At 59.9% G+C, this 12,839-nt stretch carries 14 protein-coding genes; 8 read left to right on the top strand and 6 right to left on the bottom strand.

The window, feature by feature from the left end; all coding sequences use genetic code 11:
• Positions 1–44: 44 nt before the first annotated feature.
• The 6 genes from ispF to rpoS all read left to right on the top strand — a co-directional run bounded on the left by ispF (position 45) and on the right by rpoS (position 5,153).
• A complete protein-coding gene (gene ispF / locus HX803_RS03445) occupies positions 45–518 on the top strand; it encodes a 2-C-methyl-D-erythritol 2,4-cyclodiphosphate synthase (protein WP_178919013.1) in 474 nt (157 codons plus the stop codon).
• The gene (gene truD / locus HX803_RS03440; protein ID WP_178919011.1) at positions 515–1,573 is read left to right on the top strand and encodes a tRNA pseudouridine(13) synthase TruD; all 1,059 of its coding nucleotides are present in this window, start codon (positions 515–517) and stop codon (positions 1,571–1,573) included. The genes ispF and truD overlap by 4 nt, the downstream gene beginning before the upstream one ends.
• Complete coding sequence (gene surE, locus HX803_RS03435; protein ID WP_178919009.1) at positions 1,561–2,310, top strand: 5'/3'-nucleotidase SurE; 750 nt, start codon at positions 1,561–1,563, stop codon at positions 2,308–2,310. The genes truD and surE overlap by 13 nt, the downstream gene beginning before the upstream one ends.
• Positions 2,311–2,351: 41 nt before the next feature.
• Complete coding sequence (locus HX803_RS03430; RefSeq protein WP_169850588.1) at positions 2,352–2,987, top strand: protein-L-isoaspartate(D-aspartate) O-methyltransferase; 636 nt, start codon at positions 2,352–2,354, stop codon at positions 2,985–2,987.
• 209 nt (positions 2,988–3,196) lie between these two features.
• Complete coding sequence (locus HX803_RS03425) at positions 3,197–4,039, top strand: peptidoglycan DD-metalloendopeptidase family protein (protein ID WP_178919007.1); 843 nt, start codon at positions 3,197–3,199, stop codon at positions 4,037–4,039.
• Between the two features lie 106 nt (positions 4,040–4,145).
• On the top strand, positions 4,146–5,153 hold the full coding sequence (gene rpoS, locus HX803_RS03420; protein WP_178919005.1) for an RNA polymerase sigma factor RpoS: 1,008 nt from the start codon (positions 4,146–4,148) through the stop codon (positions 5,151–5,153).
• A 237-nt stretch (positions 5,154–5,390) separates the two neighbouring features.
• Here the strand turns inward: rpoS and HX803_RS03415 are convergent, their stop codons facing one another.
• Positions 5,391–5,600 (bottom strand): cold-shock protein, encoded by a 210-nt coding sequence (locus tag HX803_RS03415; protein WP_002554837.1) that lies wholly within the window; start codon positions 5,598–5,600, stop codon positions 5,391–5,393.
• A 390-nt stretch (positions 5,601–5,990) separates the two neighbouring features.
• On the opposite strand from HX803_RS03415, the gene dcd reads away from it, so the two are divergent.
• Together dcd and HX803_RS03405 are read left to right on the top strand one after the other, a co-directional pair.
• Positions 5,991–6,557 (top strand): dCTP deaminase, encoded by a 567-nt coding sequence (gene dcd / locus HX803_RS03410; RefSeq protein ID WP_016973172.1) that lies wholly within the window; start codon positions 5,991–5,993, stop codon positions 6,555–6,557.
• A gap of 107 nt (positions 6,558–6,664) precedes the next feature.
• Positions 6,665–6,865, top strand: a complete 201-nt coding sequence (locus HX803_RS03405; RefSeq protein WP_176994712.1) for a hypothetical protein — start codon at positions 6,665–6,667, stop codon at positions 6,863–6,865.
• A gap of 30 nt (positions 6,866–6,895) precedes the next feature.
• Here the strand turns inward: HX803_RS03405 and pdeM are convergent, their stop codons facing one another.
• The 5 genes from pdeM to HX803_RS33050 form a co-directional block, all read right to left on the bottom strand.
• Complete coding sequence (gene pdeM, locus HX803_RS03400; RefSeq protein ID WP_178919003.1) at positions 6,896–7,546, bottom strand: ligase-associated DNA damage response endonuclease PdeM; 651 nt, start codon at positions 7,544–7,546, stop codon at positions 6,896–6,898.
• On the bottom strand, positions 7,546–10,026 hold the full coding sequence (locus HX803_RS03395; RefSeq protein ID WP_178919001.1) for a ligase-associated DNA damage response DEXH box helicase: 2,481 nt from the start codon (positions 10,024–10,026) through the stop codon (positions 7,546–7,548). The genes pdeM and HX803_RS03395 overlap by 1 nt, the downstream gene beginning before the upstream one ends.
• Before the next feature lie 61 nt (positions 10,027–10,087).
• Complete coding sequence (locus tag HX803_RS03390; RefSeq protein WP_178918999.1) at positions 10,088–11,473, bottom strand: glycosyltransferase family 39 protein; 1,386 nt, start codon at positions 11,471–11,473, stop codon at positions 10,088–10,090.
• Between the two features lie 30 nt (positions 11,474–11,503).
• The gene (locus tag HX803_RS03385) at positions 11,504–12,439 is read right to left on the bottom strand and encodes a glycosyltransferase family 2 protein (RefSeq protein WP_178918997.1); all 936 of its coding nucleotides are present in this window, start codon (positions 12,437–12,439) and stop codon (positions 11,504–11,506) included.
• Positions 12,411–12,797 carry a GtrA family protein gene (locus HX803_RS33050; RefSeq protein WP_178918995.1) on the bottom strand — a complete coding sequence of 129 codons (387 nt, stop codon included), beginning with the start codon at positions 12,795–12,797 and terminating at the stop codon, positions 12,411–12,413. Before HX803_RS33050 ends, HX803_RS03385 begins: the two co-directional genes overlap by 29 nt.
• Positions 12,798–12,839: the final 42 nt, after the last annotated feature.

Here is a 12,839-nt window from a genome sequence, read left to right as displayed (position 1 = left end):
AAGTAGGTAGAATCACGCCCTGAATTAAATCGGGGCGTTTTTTTATGCGTATTGGTCACGGCTATGATGTGCACCGTTTCGCCGACGGCGATTTCATCACCCTGGGTGGCGTGCGCATTGCACATCACCATGGGTTGCTGGCTCATTCCGACGGCGATGTCGTGTTGCATGCCTTGAGCGATGCCTTGCTCGGCGCTGCGGCGTTGGGCGACATCGGCAAGCATTTTCCGGACACCGACCCGACCTTCAAGGGCGCGGACAGCCGTGTGCTATTGCGTCACGTGGTCGGCCTGATCCATGCCAAGGGCTGGAAGGTCGGCAACGTCGACAACACCATCGTGGCCCAGGCGCCGAAAATGGCGCCGCATATCGAGTCGATGCGGGCGCTGATCGCCGCAGACCTGCAAATTGAACTGGATCAAGTGAACGTGAAAGCCACCACCACCGAAAAGCTCGGGTTTACCGGTCGTGAAGAGGGCATCGCGGTGCACGCCGTTGCCTTGTTGCTGCGCGCATGAATGACCTGCAACTGCTGGGCCCGCGGGCCTATGGCGAGGCCTTGGGCAGCGCGGTACTCAAAGCCACGGCTGAAGACTTCCAGGTCGACGAAGTGCTGGACATCCCGCTGACCGGCGACGGCGAGCACCTCTGGCTGTGGGTGGAGAAGCGCGGGCTCAATACCGAAGAGGCCGCACGGCGTATCGCCAAGGCGGCGGGCGTGCCGTTGCGCACGGTCAGCTATGCCGGGCTCAAGGATCGCCAGGCGCTGACCCGCCAGTGGTTCAGCGTGCAACTGCCCGGCAAGGCCGACCCGGACATGAGTGGTGCGGAAAACGACACGCTCAAGATCCTGAAAATCGTGCGTCACAAACGCAAGCTGCAACGCGGCGCGCATTCGGCCAATGGTTTCACCCTGCGCCTGACCCAGCTGGCCGGTGACACCGCTGCCATCGATGCGCGGTTGCAACTGATTGCGCAACACGGCATTCCCAACTATTTCGGCGCCCAGCGCTTTGGCCACAACGGTGGCAATGTGGTGGACGCCCGTGAGTGGGCGGCGCGCAAAGCCTTGCCGGAGCAGCGCAATGTGCGCTCGCGCCTGCTGTCCACGGCACGCAGTTACCTGTTCAACAAAGTGCTGGCGGCGCGGGTGGCCGATGGCTCCTGGCAGCGTGCGCAAGTCGGTGATCTGCTGGCGTTCACCGACAGCCGCAGTTTCTTCCCGGCCGGGGAGGCTGAATGCAGCGACCCGCGCCTGGCGATTCTCGACCTGCATCCCACCGGGCCACAGTGGGGCGAGGGTGATTCACCGGCCACGGGCGCAACCTTTGAACTGGAGCAGTCGGTCGCCGCCGGTGAAGCGGACTTGCGCGATTGGCTGGCGAAGGCGGGCATGAGCCAGGAACGTCGCATTCTGCGACTGCCCATTGGCGGGTTGACGTGGCATTATCCGTCGCTGGACATTCTGCAATTGGAATTCGTCCTGCCGGCCGGATGCTTCGCCACTGTCTTGGTGCGCGAGCTTGTTGATCTGGTGCCGGTGGGGCAGACGGACAACCCATGCGTATTCTGATATCAAACGATGACGGTGCCACCGCACCTGGCCTTGCCGCGCTCTATGCTGCGCTGCAGGATTATGCCGAATGCGTGGTGGTCGCCCCGGACCAGGACAAGAGCGGCGCCAGCAGTTCGCTGACGCTCGACCGTCCGCTGCACCCGCAAGTCCTGGCCAATGGCTTTATCAGTGTGAACGGCACGCCCACCGACTGTGTGCATCTGGCAATCAACAGCCTGCTGGACCTTGAGCCGGACCTGGTAGTGTCGGGGATCAACCTCGGCGCCAACCTGGGCGATGACGTGCTGTATTCCGGCACGGTGGCGGCGGCCCTTGAAGGGCGCTTTCTCGGCCGGACCTCGTTTGCCTTTTCGTTCGCTTCGCGGCAACTGGATAACCTGCCCACAGCCGCCTATTTCGCGCGCAAGCTGGTGGAGGCCCACGGTTCACTGGACCTGCCGCCGCGCACGGTGCTCAACGTCAATATTCCCAACCTGCCGCTCGACCACATCCGCGGTATCCAGCTCACGCGCCTGGGCCATCGTGCCCGTGCCGCGGCGCCGTTGAAGGTGGTCGACCCGCGTGGCAAGGAAGGCTATTGGATTGCCGCAGCGGGCGATGCCGAAGACGGTGGCTCCGGCACGGACTTTCATGCGGTGATGCAAGGTTATGTCTCGATTACCCCGCTGCAACTTGATCGCACCTTCAGTGATGCCTTCAGTGGTCTCGATGGCTGGCTGGAGGGGCTGCGCTGATGGCTCGTGAACAGGATGACCTGTTGCGCCGTGGCATCGGGATGACCTCCCAGCGCACCCGTGAGCGTTTGATCCAGCGCCTGTATGAAGAAGGCTTGTCCAATGCGCAGGTGCTGGAAGTGATCCGGCGCACGCCACGGCACTTGTTTGTCGATGAAGCCCTGGCGCACCGCGCCTACGAAGACACCGCTTTGCCGATCGGCCACAACCAGACCATCTCCCAGCCTTATATGGTTGCGCGCATGAGCGAGTTGCTGCTGGCGGCGGGGCCGTTGGACAAGGTGCTGGAGATCGGCACCGGCTCGGGCTACCAGACCGCCGTGCTGTCGCAACTGGTGGAGCGTGTGTTCTCGGTGGAGCGCATCAAGGTCCTGCAGGACCGCGCCAAGGAACGCCTGGTGGAGTTGAACCTGCGCAACGTGGTGTTCCGCTGGGGAGATGGCTGGGAAGGCTGGCCGGCACTTGCGCCGTACAACGGCATCATTGTCACCGCCGTGGCGACCGATGTTCCCCAGGCACTGCTCGATCAACTGGCGCCTGGCGGGCGGTTGGTGATCCCGGTGGGCTCCGGCGAAGTGCAACAATTGATGCTCATTATCCGTGAGGACGAAGGTTTTTCACGGCATGTACTGGGCGCCGTGCGCTTTGTGCCGTTGCTCAATGGCCCGCTGGCCTGATCATTTGTTCGCGGGCAGTGAATTCTGTCGGTGGCGATGTGTCTTACGGCGGGGTCTATAGAGTCAACATGCTTGGCTTTCGGTTTTAAACACGATGAATTTTTCGTTTCAGCCGTGTGCCGGTAAAAAACCAATGCCCAGTTATACTTGCGTCATATTTCAAGCCTGATACAGGCATTCATGTTCAGCCACCACAAAGGGAGCGGCGGGTGAGTCTCACAGGTCTTGCGCAGCGTATGAGTAAAACAAGTTTTCAGCGACTGGTGCTTGGCCTTGTCTTGAGTTCCTTGTTGGCGGGCTGCTCCAGCTCTCCCTCCAGTGGTGCGCGGGTTGTCGACCGCAACAACGCCAGTGCCGTACCCCAGAAGCCGACGGTCACCACCGGGCAATATGTAGTACGAAAGGGGGACACGCTGTTCTCAATCGCCTTTCGCTACGGCTGGGATTACAAGGCGCTCGCAGCTCGTAACAATATTCCTGTCCCCTATACGATACAAATAGGTCAGGTCATTCGCTTTGACGGGCGTACGGGTTCAACGCCTACGAGAGTTGTGACAAACACCGGATCTTCGCCCTCGTCTTCGAGCAAGACCACCATCATCACCCGCCCTGCAGGCACCGCTGCGCCTACGGTTGCGAGCAAGCCGACACCTGCGCCGTTGCCACCTCCAGGCCCTGCGCCGACGGGTTGGGGATGGCCTTCAAACGGCGTGTTGATTGGAAAATTCTCTTCAAACGGTAGTTTGAATAAAGGCATTGATATCGCCGGAGATTTGGGACAGCCTGTTTTAGCTGCGTCTGATGGGACAGTGGTGTACGCCGGGAGTGGTTTACGGGGCTACGGCGAGCTGGTCATCATCAAACACAGCGATACCTACGTCAGTGCTTACGGTCACAACCGTAGGCTGTTGGTTCGGGAGGGGCAGCAGGTCAAAGTCGGACAGACAATTGCCGAAATGGGGTCAACTGGTACAGACCGGGTGAAACTGCACTTTGAGATTCGCCGCCAAGGGAAGCCTGTAGATCCGCTGCAATTCCTGCCCCGTCGTTGATGTGTTGCACAGCCTGTTCCCTCACGTAGAAGGAACAGGCTCCAGCGTTGCCAAGGATAAAGGCGTCGCTTGAGCTTGAGGTCGAACTCACCAAAGGACTATAACAATGGCTCTCAGTAAAGAAGCGCCGGAGTTTGACATCGACGATGAGCTTCTCCTTATGGGAGAACCCATCGATACGGAATCGATGTCGAATAATGAGGGGTCAGCTGCACCTTCAGTTCGCACCAAATCCAAGAACTCCACCGCGTTAAAGCAACACAAGTACATTGACTACACACGGGCGCTCGACGCGACCCAGCTGTACCTCAATGAAATCGGCTTTTCCCCTCTGCTGACTCCCGAAGAAGAAGTCCATTTTGCGCGATTGTCGCAAAAGGGCGATCCGGCTGGGCGCAAGCGCATGATTGAAAGCAACCTGCGGCTGGTGGTGAAAATCGCCCGACGCTATGTCAATCGTGGGCTCTCCCTGTTGGATCTGATCGAGGAGGGCAACCTGGGCCTGATCCGGGCGGTGGAGAAGTTCGACCCTGAGCGGGGTTTCCGCTTTTCAACCTATGCTACCTGGTGGATTCGCCAGACCATCGAACGGGCGATCATGAATCAGACCCGCACGATCCGGTTGCCGATCCATGTGGTCAAGGAGCTCAACGTCTACCTGCGGGCGGCGCGTGAGCTTACCCAGAAACTCGATCATGAACCTTCGCCCGAAGAAATCGCCAACCTGCTGGAAAAACCGGTAGGGGAGGTCAAGCGCATGCTTGGTCTGAACGAGCGTGTGTCTTCGGTCGACGTCTCGCTGGGTCCGGATTCGGATAAAACCCTGCTGGACACCCTGACGGATGATCGTCCTACAGATCCTTGCGAGCTGTTGCAGGACGATGATCTTTCCCAAAGCATTGACCAGTGGCTGTCGGAGCTCACGGACAAGCAGCGTGAGGTGGTGATTCGCCGCTTCGGTCTGCGCGGCCATGAGAGCAGCACTCTGGAGGATGTAGGCCTGGAGATCGGCCTGACCCGCGAGCGGGTGCGCCAGATCCAGGTGGAGGGCCTCAAGCGCTTGCGTGAGATCCTCGAGAAGAATGGCTTGTCGAGTGAGTCGTTGTTCCAGTAACGATTAAGACGGCTATAACAAAACGCCCGGTGCATGGGAGTGCACCGGGCGTTTTGCTGTGTGCTGATCATTCATAACCAACACGTCCCCTGTAGGAGCCCGGCTTGCCGGCGATGGCAGCTCTGAGATCGCCATCGCCGGCAAGCCGGGCTCCTACAAGGGGTACCAACACCAAATTACAGGCATAAAAAAACCCCGCTTTTAAGGGCGGGGTCTTTTCGACTAAGTCAGTACAAGTTAGATAACTTGAACTTCTTCAGCTTGCATGCCTTTCTGACCGCGGGTAGCGATGAAAGAAACCTGTTGGCCTTCTTTCAGGCTTTTGAAGCCGTCGGATTGGATAGCTTTGAAGTGAACGAACAGGTCGTCACCGGATTGTGGAGTGATGAAGCCGAAGCCTTTTTCATCGTTGAACCACTTAACGGTACCAGTTTGGCGATTAGACATGGTGTATCTCCTTGGACAAAGTTAACTGCGACTCAGGAAAAGCCCTGGCCGAGACTGAGTGCAAAGAGCAGGAAAAATTCTTGGAGATGGTTGGATCGAAATTCAACATATCGTGTAGAGATTCTCAGTGACACAAGCAGCACAGTGGCGCCACCTTAACCCTTTTTCCGGAACGTGCCAATGATATTTCCGAAGGTTTCTCCATTTTCGTGACTGGCGGTGGTATTTACGGTCACCGGTCGCGTACAACCTGGGTCCCGGCCCCGCTGGCTGCGGCTTATAGCCATGCACGCATTCATCAAGAAAAGCCCGGCGGCCTTTGAACCCCGGGGCCAGCCCCGGTAAGATGCCCAACAGAATTTTTCCACCTCGCTATTCAGGACACCCGCCATGAGCATCAAATCGGACAAGTGGATTCGCCGCATGGCGCAAGAGCACGGCATGATCGAGCCCTTCGTAGAGCGCCAGATGCGCGGCGAAGGCGCCGAACGCCTGATTTCGTACGGGGTTTCCAGCTACGGCTACGACGTGCGTTGCGCCGATGAGTTCAAGGTGTTCACCAACATCAACTCGGCGACCGTCGATCCGAAAAACTTCGACGAAAAAAGCTTCGTCGACATCAAGAGCGACGTGTGCATCATCCCGCCAAACTCCTTTGCCCTGGCGCGCACCGTGGAGTTCTTCCGTATTCCCCGCGACGTGCTGACCATCTGCCTGGGTAAAAGCACCTACGCGCGTTGCGGCATCATCGTCAACGTGACGCCGCTTGAGCCTGAGTGGGAAGGTCATGTGACCCTGGAGTTCTCCAACACCACCACGTTGCCGGCCAAGATCTACGCCAACGAAGGTGTGGCGCAGATGCTGTTCCTGCAGTCCGATGAGGCCTGTGAAGTGTCCTATAAAGACCGTGGCGGCAAGTACCAAGGCCAGCGCGGCGTTACTCTCCCACGCGCTTGATCGAAAGGTCTTACACGTAAAGGGAATTTGTCTGCGGGAAGTGACTCTATTAAGTGTACTGCCTCGGCGCGTGCAAAACGCGCCGAGCCACGCTTGAGGAGTACCTTATGAAGCTCGACCCGCGAATAAGCGCCGAACTCGCTCGGCTTGAACCCAACCAGATTGGTGTTCTGGCCTGGTCCCTGATGGCTGACCCAGCGTTTGCGGGCGGCATTCCCGGCCAACCCGACGAGGACTGGCCACAGCAGCCCACCGAACCGGGTGAGCCCACCCTTCCAGATGAACCGCCACCCGCGCCCGTCGCCTGATTTGATTGGGCAGCAGGCATGGCCGGCTCTTCAGCGTACCGGCCATACCTCGTTGCCGCCGATCACAAACACCTGCTGATCCTTGCCCACCTGCACTGGATAGCCGCCCGTAAAAGCGCCAAACGCTGGCAGCACGCTCACCCGCTGGCCGATCTGAAAGCACGGCAGGCGCAAGCTTTGCCGGCCTTTGCCGCGCAAGCGATACACCGGGTGCACATGCCCCGCCAGCACGTGGTGGCTGGGATGGACCTGCGGTTCATGCTGCAGGGCAAATGGCCCCATCAATAAAGGCTCTTCAACCACCTCAATGCCCAAATCCGCAGGCGGGTCGCCCGCACGTTTATCGTGATTGCCGCGCACCAGCACCAGGATCAGCGAGCGGTGGTGCGCTCGCCACGCCCTCAAGGCCCCAAGGGTGCCCGAAGCGTGGGAGCCTGGACCGTGCAGGAAGTCACCGAGAAAGATCACCTGCTCGCACGTAACAGCGGCCAGAAGCCGATCCAGCGTTGCCAGGTTCTCGGTGGTGGTGCCTTGCGGCACCGGCTGCCCCAGGCTTCGATAAGCCGACGCCTTGCCCAAGTGCGCATCGGCAATCAGCAGGCAGCGGCGGGCGGGCCAGTACACGGCCTTGTCCGCCAGCAGCCACAGCTCTTCACCCTCAAGCATCACTGAACAGGTCATCAACGTTTCCCGTTGTCCGCGACGTTTTCCAGGTCCTTGACCATCCGCGCGATGCGCTCCGACAGTTTTTCCGAGCTCATGCTTTCGCGCATGCGCTCCACCAGCAGGGGGAAGGCCAGGGGGGTAGGCCGTTCGATCAGGTGCATGTCCAGTTTCAGTGTCGACAGGTGATGTAACGTCTGTTCCAACCGGTGAATATCCAACTCATTGCGCAGGACTTCTTCCCCCGCCTGGGTCAGCAGCAGGTTCTGTGGGTCATATTGCTTGAACACCTCAAAGAACAACCCGCTGGAAGCCTGCACCTGACGCGTGCTTTTCGGCGAGCCGGGGTAGCCGGCGAATACCAGGCCGGCGATGCGTGCGATCTCGCGAAAGCGCCGCAGGGCCAGTTCTCCTGCGTTCAGGCTGGCAACAACGTCTTCCAACAGATCGTCGGGGCTCAACAACGCCTCGTCCAGCAATGCCGGCCATTGCACTTCTGTGGCGCTTAACAACTCCAGCCCGTAATCGTTGACCGCGATCGAAAAGGTAACCGCCTGATGCCGGCTGACCCGCCACGCCATCAGGCTCGCCAACCCCAGGTGTACCTGCCGCCCGGCAAAGGGATAGAGAAAAAGGTGCCACCCCTCGCGCGACTTGAAGGCCTCGGCCAGTAAATGCTTGCGCGTCGGCAGCCCGGACCAGCGCAATTGCGTCTGCAACAAGGGTTGCACTGCCTGCATCTCCGGGCCGTCGAAATGCCCGTGTGCAGCAGCGTCAAAACGTTCCACCACCGCCTGGCCCAACTCATTGGAAAGCGGCATTCGCCCGCCATTCCAGCGTGGTACAGCGGCCTTTTTCGCGGTGCTGCGCCGTACATAGGCGGTCATGTTTTCCACCCTTACCAGTTCCAGCAGCCGCCCGGCAAACAGAAAGCCATCTCCCGGCTTGAGCCTGGCGATGAAACCTTCCTCGACACTGCCCAGGTTCTTGCCGCCGCCGCCCTTGCTCCAGAATTTCAGGTGGATACTGGCATCGCTCACGATAGTGCCCACGCTCATGCGATGACGACGCGCCAGGCGTGCATCGGGGACGCGCCAGGTGCCGTGCTCATCCGGCTCGACGCGACGGTAATCCGGGTAGGCCGTCAGCGACAGGCCGCCATGCCGTACAAACCCCAGGGCCCAGGCCCAATCGGCGTCCGTGAGATCGCGATACGCCCACGCACTGCGAACTTCAGCCAATAGCGCTGGCGGTGTAAACCCACCGCCCAAGGCCATGCTTACCAAGTGTTGTACGAGTACATCCAACGGTTTGTGGGGCGATTCGCGGGCTTCGATATGCCGCAGGGCAATCGCATCCTGCGCAGCGGCCGCTTCCACCAGTTCCAGGCTATGGGTCGGCACCAGTGTCACCCGTGAGGGCCGCCCTGGCGCATGCCCCGAACGCCCGGCGCGTTGCATCAGGCGTGCGACGCCTTTGGCCGATCCGATTTGCAGCACCCGTTCCACCGGCAGGAAATCCACCCCCAAGTCCAGGCTGGAGGTGCACACCACCGCCTTGAGCTGGCCGTCTTTCAATGCTCGTTCGACCCAGTCGCGGGTTTCCCTGGACAACGATCCGTGGTGCAGGGCAATCACCCCAGCCCAATCAGGGCGAGCCTCCAGCAATGCTTGATACCAGATCTCCGATTGCGCCCGTGTGTTGGTAAACACCAGGCAACTGGCACAAGCGTCTACCTCGGCGACCACTTGCGGCAGCATCTTCAAACCGATATGCCCTGCCCACGGGAAACGTTCGGTGACAGGCGGTAGCAGTGTGTCCACGTGCAATTGCTTGGCGGTTCGTCCCTGCACATTAATCCCGCCACCTTGTGGGACCAATACCTCTAACGCGTGAGCCTGATTACCCAGCGTCGCGGATATCCCCCACACCACTAACTCAGGGTGCCAGCGCCGCAACCTCGCCAACGCCAGTTGCAACTGCACACCGCGCTTATTGCCGATCAGTTCATGCCATTCATCCACGATGACCATGCGCAGATGCCCCAGGCTTGCTTCGCTGTCGGCCCGCGCCAGCATGAGGGTCAGGCTTTCTGGTGTGGTGACCAGTGTGCTGGGTTGACGTCGCGTCTGGCGTGCGCGTTCGCTGCTGCTGGTATCGCCGGTGCGCAGGCCGACACTCCAGGGAATCTGTAGGCTGGCCAACGGCGCCTCCAGGGCACGCGCGGTGTCGGCAGCCAAGGCGCGCATCGGCGTGATCCACAGGACGGTCAGGGGTTCGGCCGGCGGCTTGCGTTTACCGACGACGGGTGGGCGGGTGATGGCGAAGCGGTTAAGTGCGGCAAACCACAGCGCATAGGTTTTACCGGCCCCTGTGTTGGCGTGCAGCAAACCTGAGCGGCCGTCCATGACCGCCCGCCACACTTCTTTCTGAAACGGGAATGGCTTCCAGCCTTTGGCGGCAAACCATTGCTTGGCGTAGTCGTGATGAGGGGCCATGCGGCAGCTGACGCTCTGGAGGGCTTATTTCACAGACCCCTCTGCTGCACCAAAGGTTTAACTAAAGCTCGACGGCGCGACAGTAGTGCAGTTGCGAGCCATTGGCCTGGCCCACGGTGTGACAGGTCGGCGGCAAGGGTTGCAGCTTGTCCAGGCGTTGCACCAGATAGAAGCCCTCGGTCTTCGGCAGTTGTTGCAGGCTCTTGCTGTGACGTGCCCAGCCGGCGCTGTAGAATTCGGCCGAGTAGGAGCGTGAACCCAGGTAGATCAGGTCTCCGGGGGTAGCCGCCTGTTGCGCCTTCCAGAGCGCCACGATGGCTTTCTGGTTCTGAGGGCGGTCGGCGACCTTGCCGCTGATGATCAGGCCACAGCCGGCCAGCGGCAGGGCCAACGCCAAGGCGACGATAACGGCCGGGCGCATGTGTCGGTAGATCACGTCGGCCAGTAGTACCGACCAGGCCGGCAAGGTGGGCAGTATATAAGTCCAGAGAATGTTGGTGGACATGGTGAAAAACAACGGTGCCGAAATAGCCCACGCCATCACGAATATGAAGTACTCGGGTTGAGCCCCAAGCTGCCCGCGCAGCTTTACCAGCAGGGGCAGGAAAAGCGCCCAGGGCATGAGCCCGCCCAGCAGGTGTAACCAGATCATCCCGATGGGTTCGGCATGGGCGCTGCCATAAAGATCGCCCTGCCATTGGCTGATGACATAGCGACTCAAATGCTCACCGACGATGAAGTACTCCAGGAACCCCGGTGTTTTTTGCTCCGCCAGCCAATACCAGGGTAAGGCCACGGCGAGCGTCAATGCACCGCCACGCAGCCAGGGCAGGCCCAACAGTCGGCGCCAGTGGGCGGTGATCGCCAACCATATGGCGGCGGGCAGCGCGATCAGCACCAGCGCCAACGGGCCTTTGGCAAGCAGGCCCAGGCCCAGGCCGAAAAAGCCGGCCAAGGCCCATCCCCGATCACCGTGCATCAACCCGCGCCACATGCCCAGATGCGCGAGCGTCAGGGCGAACGCCAAGGCCACGTCGGTCAATACGGCGCCGCTGGAGAGGAACCCGAGCGTGCACGTCGAATAAATGATCGCGGCGATCAACCCGACCTGCAGGCTTCGCTCCTGACGGGCGAAGTGCACAATCAACAGACAGCTTGCGACGTGCAGCAGCCAACTTGAAAAGCGACTGGCGAATTCCTGGATTCCGAGCACTTTCATGCTCAGTGCCTGTACCCAGAACGACAGTGGCGGTTTGCCCCAGAACGGTACGTCGTGATCGAACATGGGCGTGATCCAGTCGTTGGACACGAGCATCTTGCGGGCAATTTCCGCGTAGCGCGCCTCTGATGTATCCATGAGCGGATAAAGCCCCAGCGTCCCCAGGCGCAGGAGCAGTACGCCAAGCAAGATTGCCCAGAGCAGACGAAGGGAAACGGAAGGGTTCATGCCGGTAGCCTCCTGAGTGGATGAAGAGGTTCAAGGTTGATCGCGTTTGCACAGGGAGGAGGGCCTGGGGCTGACCACGGTCAGCACCCGACCGACGTACTCACCGACCACGGCGGTACCCAGGCACAGCAGCAGGATTGCCTGCACTTGGAGATGCTCAAGGGTCAGTTCGCCCGATGCCGCCACGCCCGCGACCCACAGTGAGCCGACCAGGAAGCTGATGCCGCTTATGTAGCTGTACATCCGCAAGGGGCGGGTGGAGAACGCGAGAATCGAGTCCGCCGCCAGGTTCAGCAACGACAGCGACGACCATTTGGTCTGGCCCGCCTGGCGCGGTTTGCGGTCGTAATCCACTTCGATGGTGGGGTAGCCGAGCCAACTGACCAAAATCTTCAACACGCCGGCGTTGTCGTCCATGGCACGAATGTCGGCCAGCGCATTCGGTCCGATCAGTCGGAAGTCGCTGACTTCCCTCGGCACATCGAAGCCATCGATCAACTGATCCATGGCGGCGTAATAGAGCCTGGCCGCCGTGCGTTTGAGCCAGGAATCGCAACGCCGTGAGCGGCGCTGCATGTTGACGATTTCAAATCCGCGGTGCCATTCCTGCACCATCAATGGGATCAATTCCGGAGGGTCTTGCAGGTCGCAGTCCAGGATGATCACCGCACGGCCCCGTGCTTCGTTGATACCTACGCGCATGGCCGCCTCCTTGCCGAAGTTGCGGTTCAGGTGCAGGGTTTTGATGCGTGGATCTTGAGCAAACCCGTCGATGATTGCAGCTGTTGCGTCTTGACTTCCGTCATTTATATAAAGTACTTCGACAGTAACTTTCAAATGTTCGAGGGTGGCTAGAAGGCGCGTGTGAAATTGCGCCAGTACGCACTGTTCGTTAAAGCAGGGGATCAGCAGTGTAAGTTCTATCGGTAATAAGGCATCACTGGGGGGGTGTGCGCTGGATGTCATGTTTGAATACCCAAAAGAGATTGATCGTAAAACCCTGTGCGGTAACGACTGCCATGGCGGTTAGTTGTGCGAGATAGGGCGATGCGCCTCCGTGAGTCAATAACCCGACAATGAGCGTATTCGATGCTACTTGGCTGGCTGCCGTGACGGTGAAGCGCAGGCCACTGCACGGGCGTGCGACGAATACCCAATGCCGATTGAGGTAATAGGCCGCTCCTGCCCCGCCTGCGCCGGCGCAGAGGGTTGACACTATCGGGCCGCACCCGGGCAGCAGGAGCGCAAATACCATCAGATGAATGAGCGTGGCGATGCAACCGGCGCCCAAATAGCGAGTTAATAATTCAAGTGTCTTTGGCATACCGGGAATGTATAAGGTTGCATGTGAATCAAATGTCACTTC

This window comes from Pseudomonas sp. P7548 (genome assembly GCF_013386585.1).
Taxonomy (GTDB): Bacteria; Pseudomonadota; Gammaproteobacteria; order Pseudomonadales; family Pseudomonadaceae; genus Aquipseudomonas.
The sequence above is the reverse complement of the archived record's forward strand: the minus strand, read 5'-3'. Positions and strand labels throughout refer to the sequence as shown.

Bases quoted from the DNA above. Each gene is read 5' to 3' on its own strand.
- HX803_RS33050 (WP_178918995.1), bottom strand. From the start codon at position 12,797: ATGCCAAAGACACTTGAATTATTAACTCGCTATTTGGGCGCCGGTTGC.
- pdeM (WP_178919003.1), bottom strand. From the start codon at position 7,546: ATGACCTGTTCAGTGATGCTTGAGGGTGAAGAGCTGTGGCTGCTGGCG.
- HX803_RS03385 (WP_178918997.1), bottom strand. From the start codon at position 12,439: ATGACATCCAGCGCACACCCCCCCAGTGATGCCTTATTACCGATAGAA.
- dcd (WP_016973172.1), top strand. From the start codon at position 5,991: ATGAGCATCAAATCGGACAAGTGGATTCGCCGCATGGCGCAAGAGCAC.
- HX803_RS03395 (WP_178919001.1), bottom strand. From the start codon at position 10,026: ATGGCCCCTCATCACGACTACGCCAAGCAATGGTTTGCCGCCAAAGGC.
- HX803_RS03390 (WP_178918999.1), bottom strand. From the start codon at position 11,473: ATGAACCCTTCCGTTTCCCTTCGTCTGCTCTGGGCAATCTTGCTTGGC.
- HX803_RS03430 (WP_169850588.1), top strand. From the start codon at position 2,352: ATGACCTCCCAGCGCACCCGTGAGCGTTTGATCCAGCGCCTGTATGAA.
- HX803_RS03405 (WP_176994712.1), top strand. From the start codon at position 6,665: ATGAAGCTCGACCCGCGAATAAGCGCCGAACTCGCTCGGCTTGAACCC.
- surE (WP_178919009.1), top strand. From the start codon at position 1,561: ATGCGTATTCTGATATCAAACGATGACGGTGCCACCGCACCTGGCCTT.
- ispF (WP_178919013.1), top strand. From the start codon at position 45: ATGCGTATTGGTCACGGCTATGATGTGCACCGTTTCGCCGACGGCGAT.
- rpoS (WP_178919005.1), top strand. From the start codon at position 4,146: ATGGCTCTCAGTAAAGAAGCGCCGGAGTTTGACATCGACGATGAGCTT.
- truD (WP_178919011.1), top strand. From the start codon at position 515: ATGAATGACCTGCAACTGCTGGGCCCGCGGGCCTATGGCGAGGCCTTG.
- HX803_RS03415 (WP_002554837.1), bottom strand. From the start codon at position 5,600: ATGTCTAATCGCCAAACTGGTACCGTTAAGTGGTTCAACGATGAAAAA.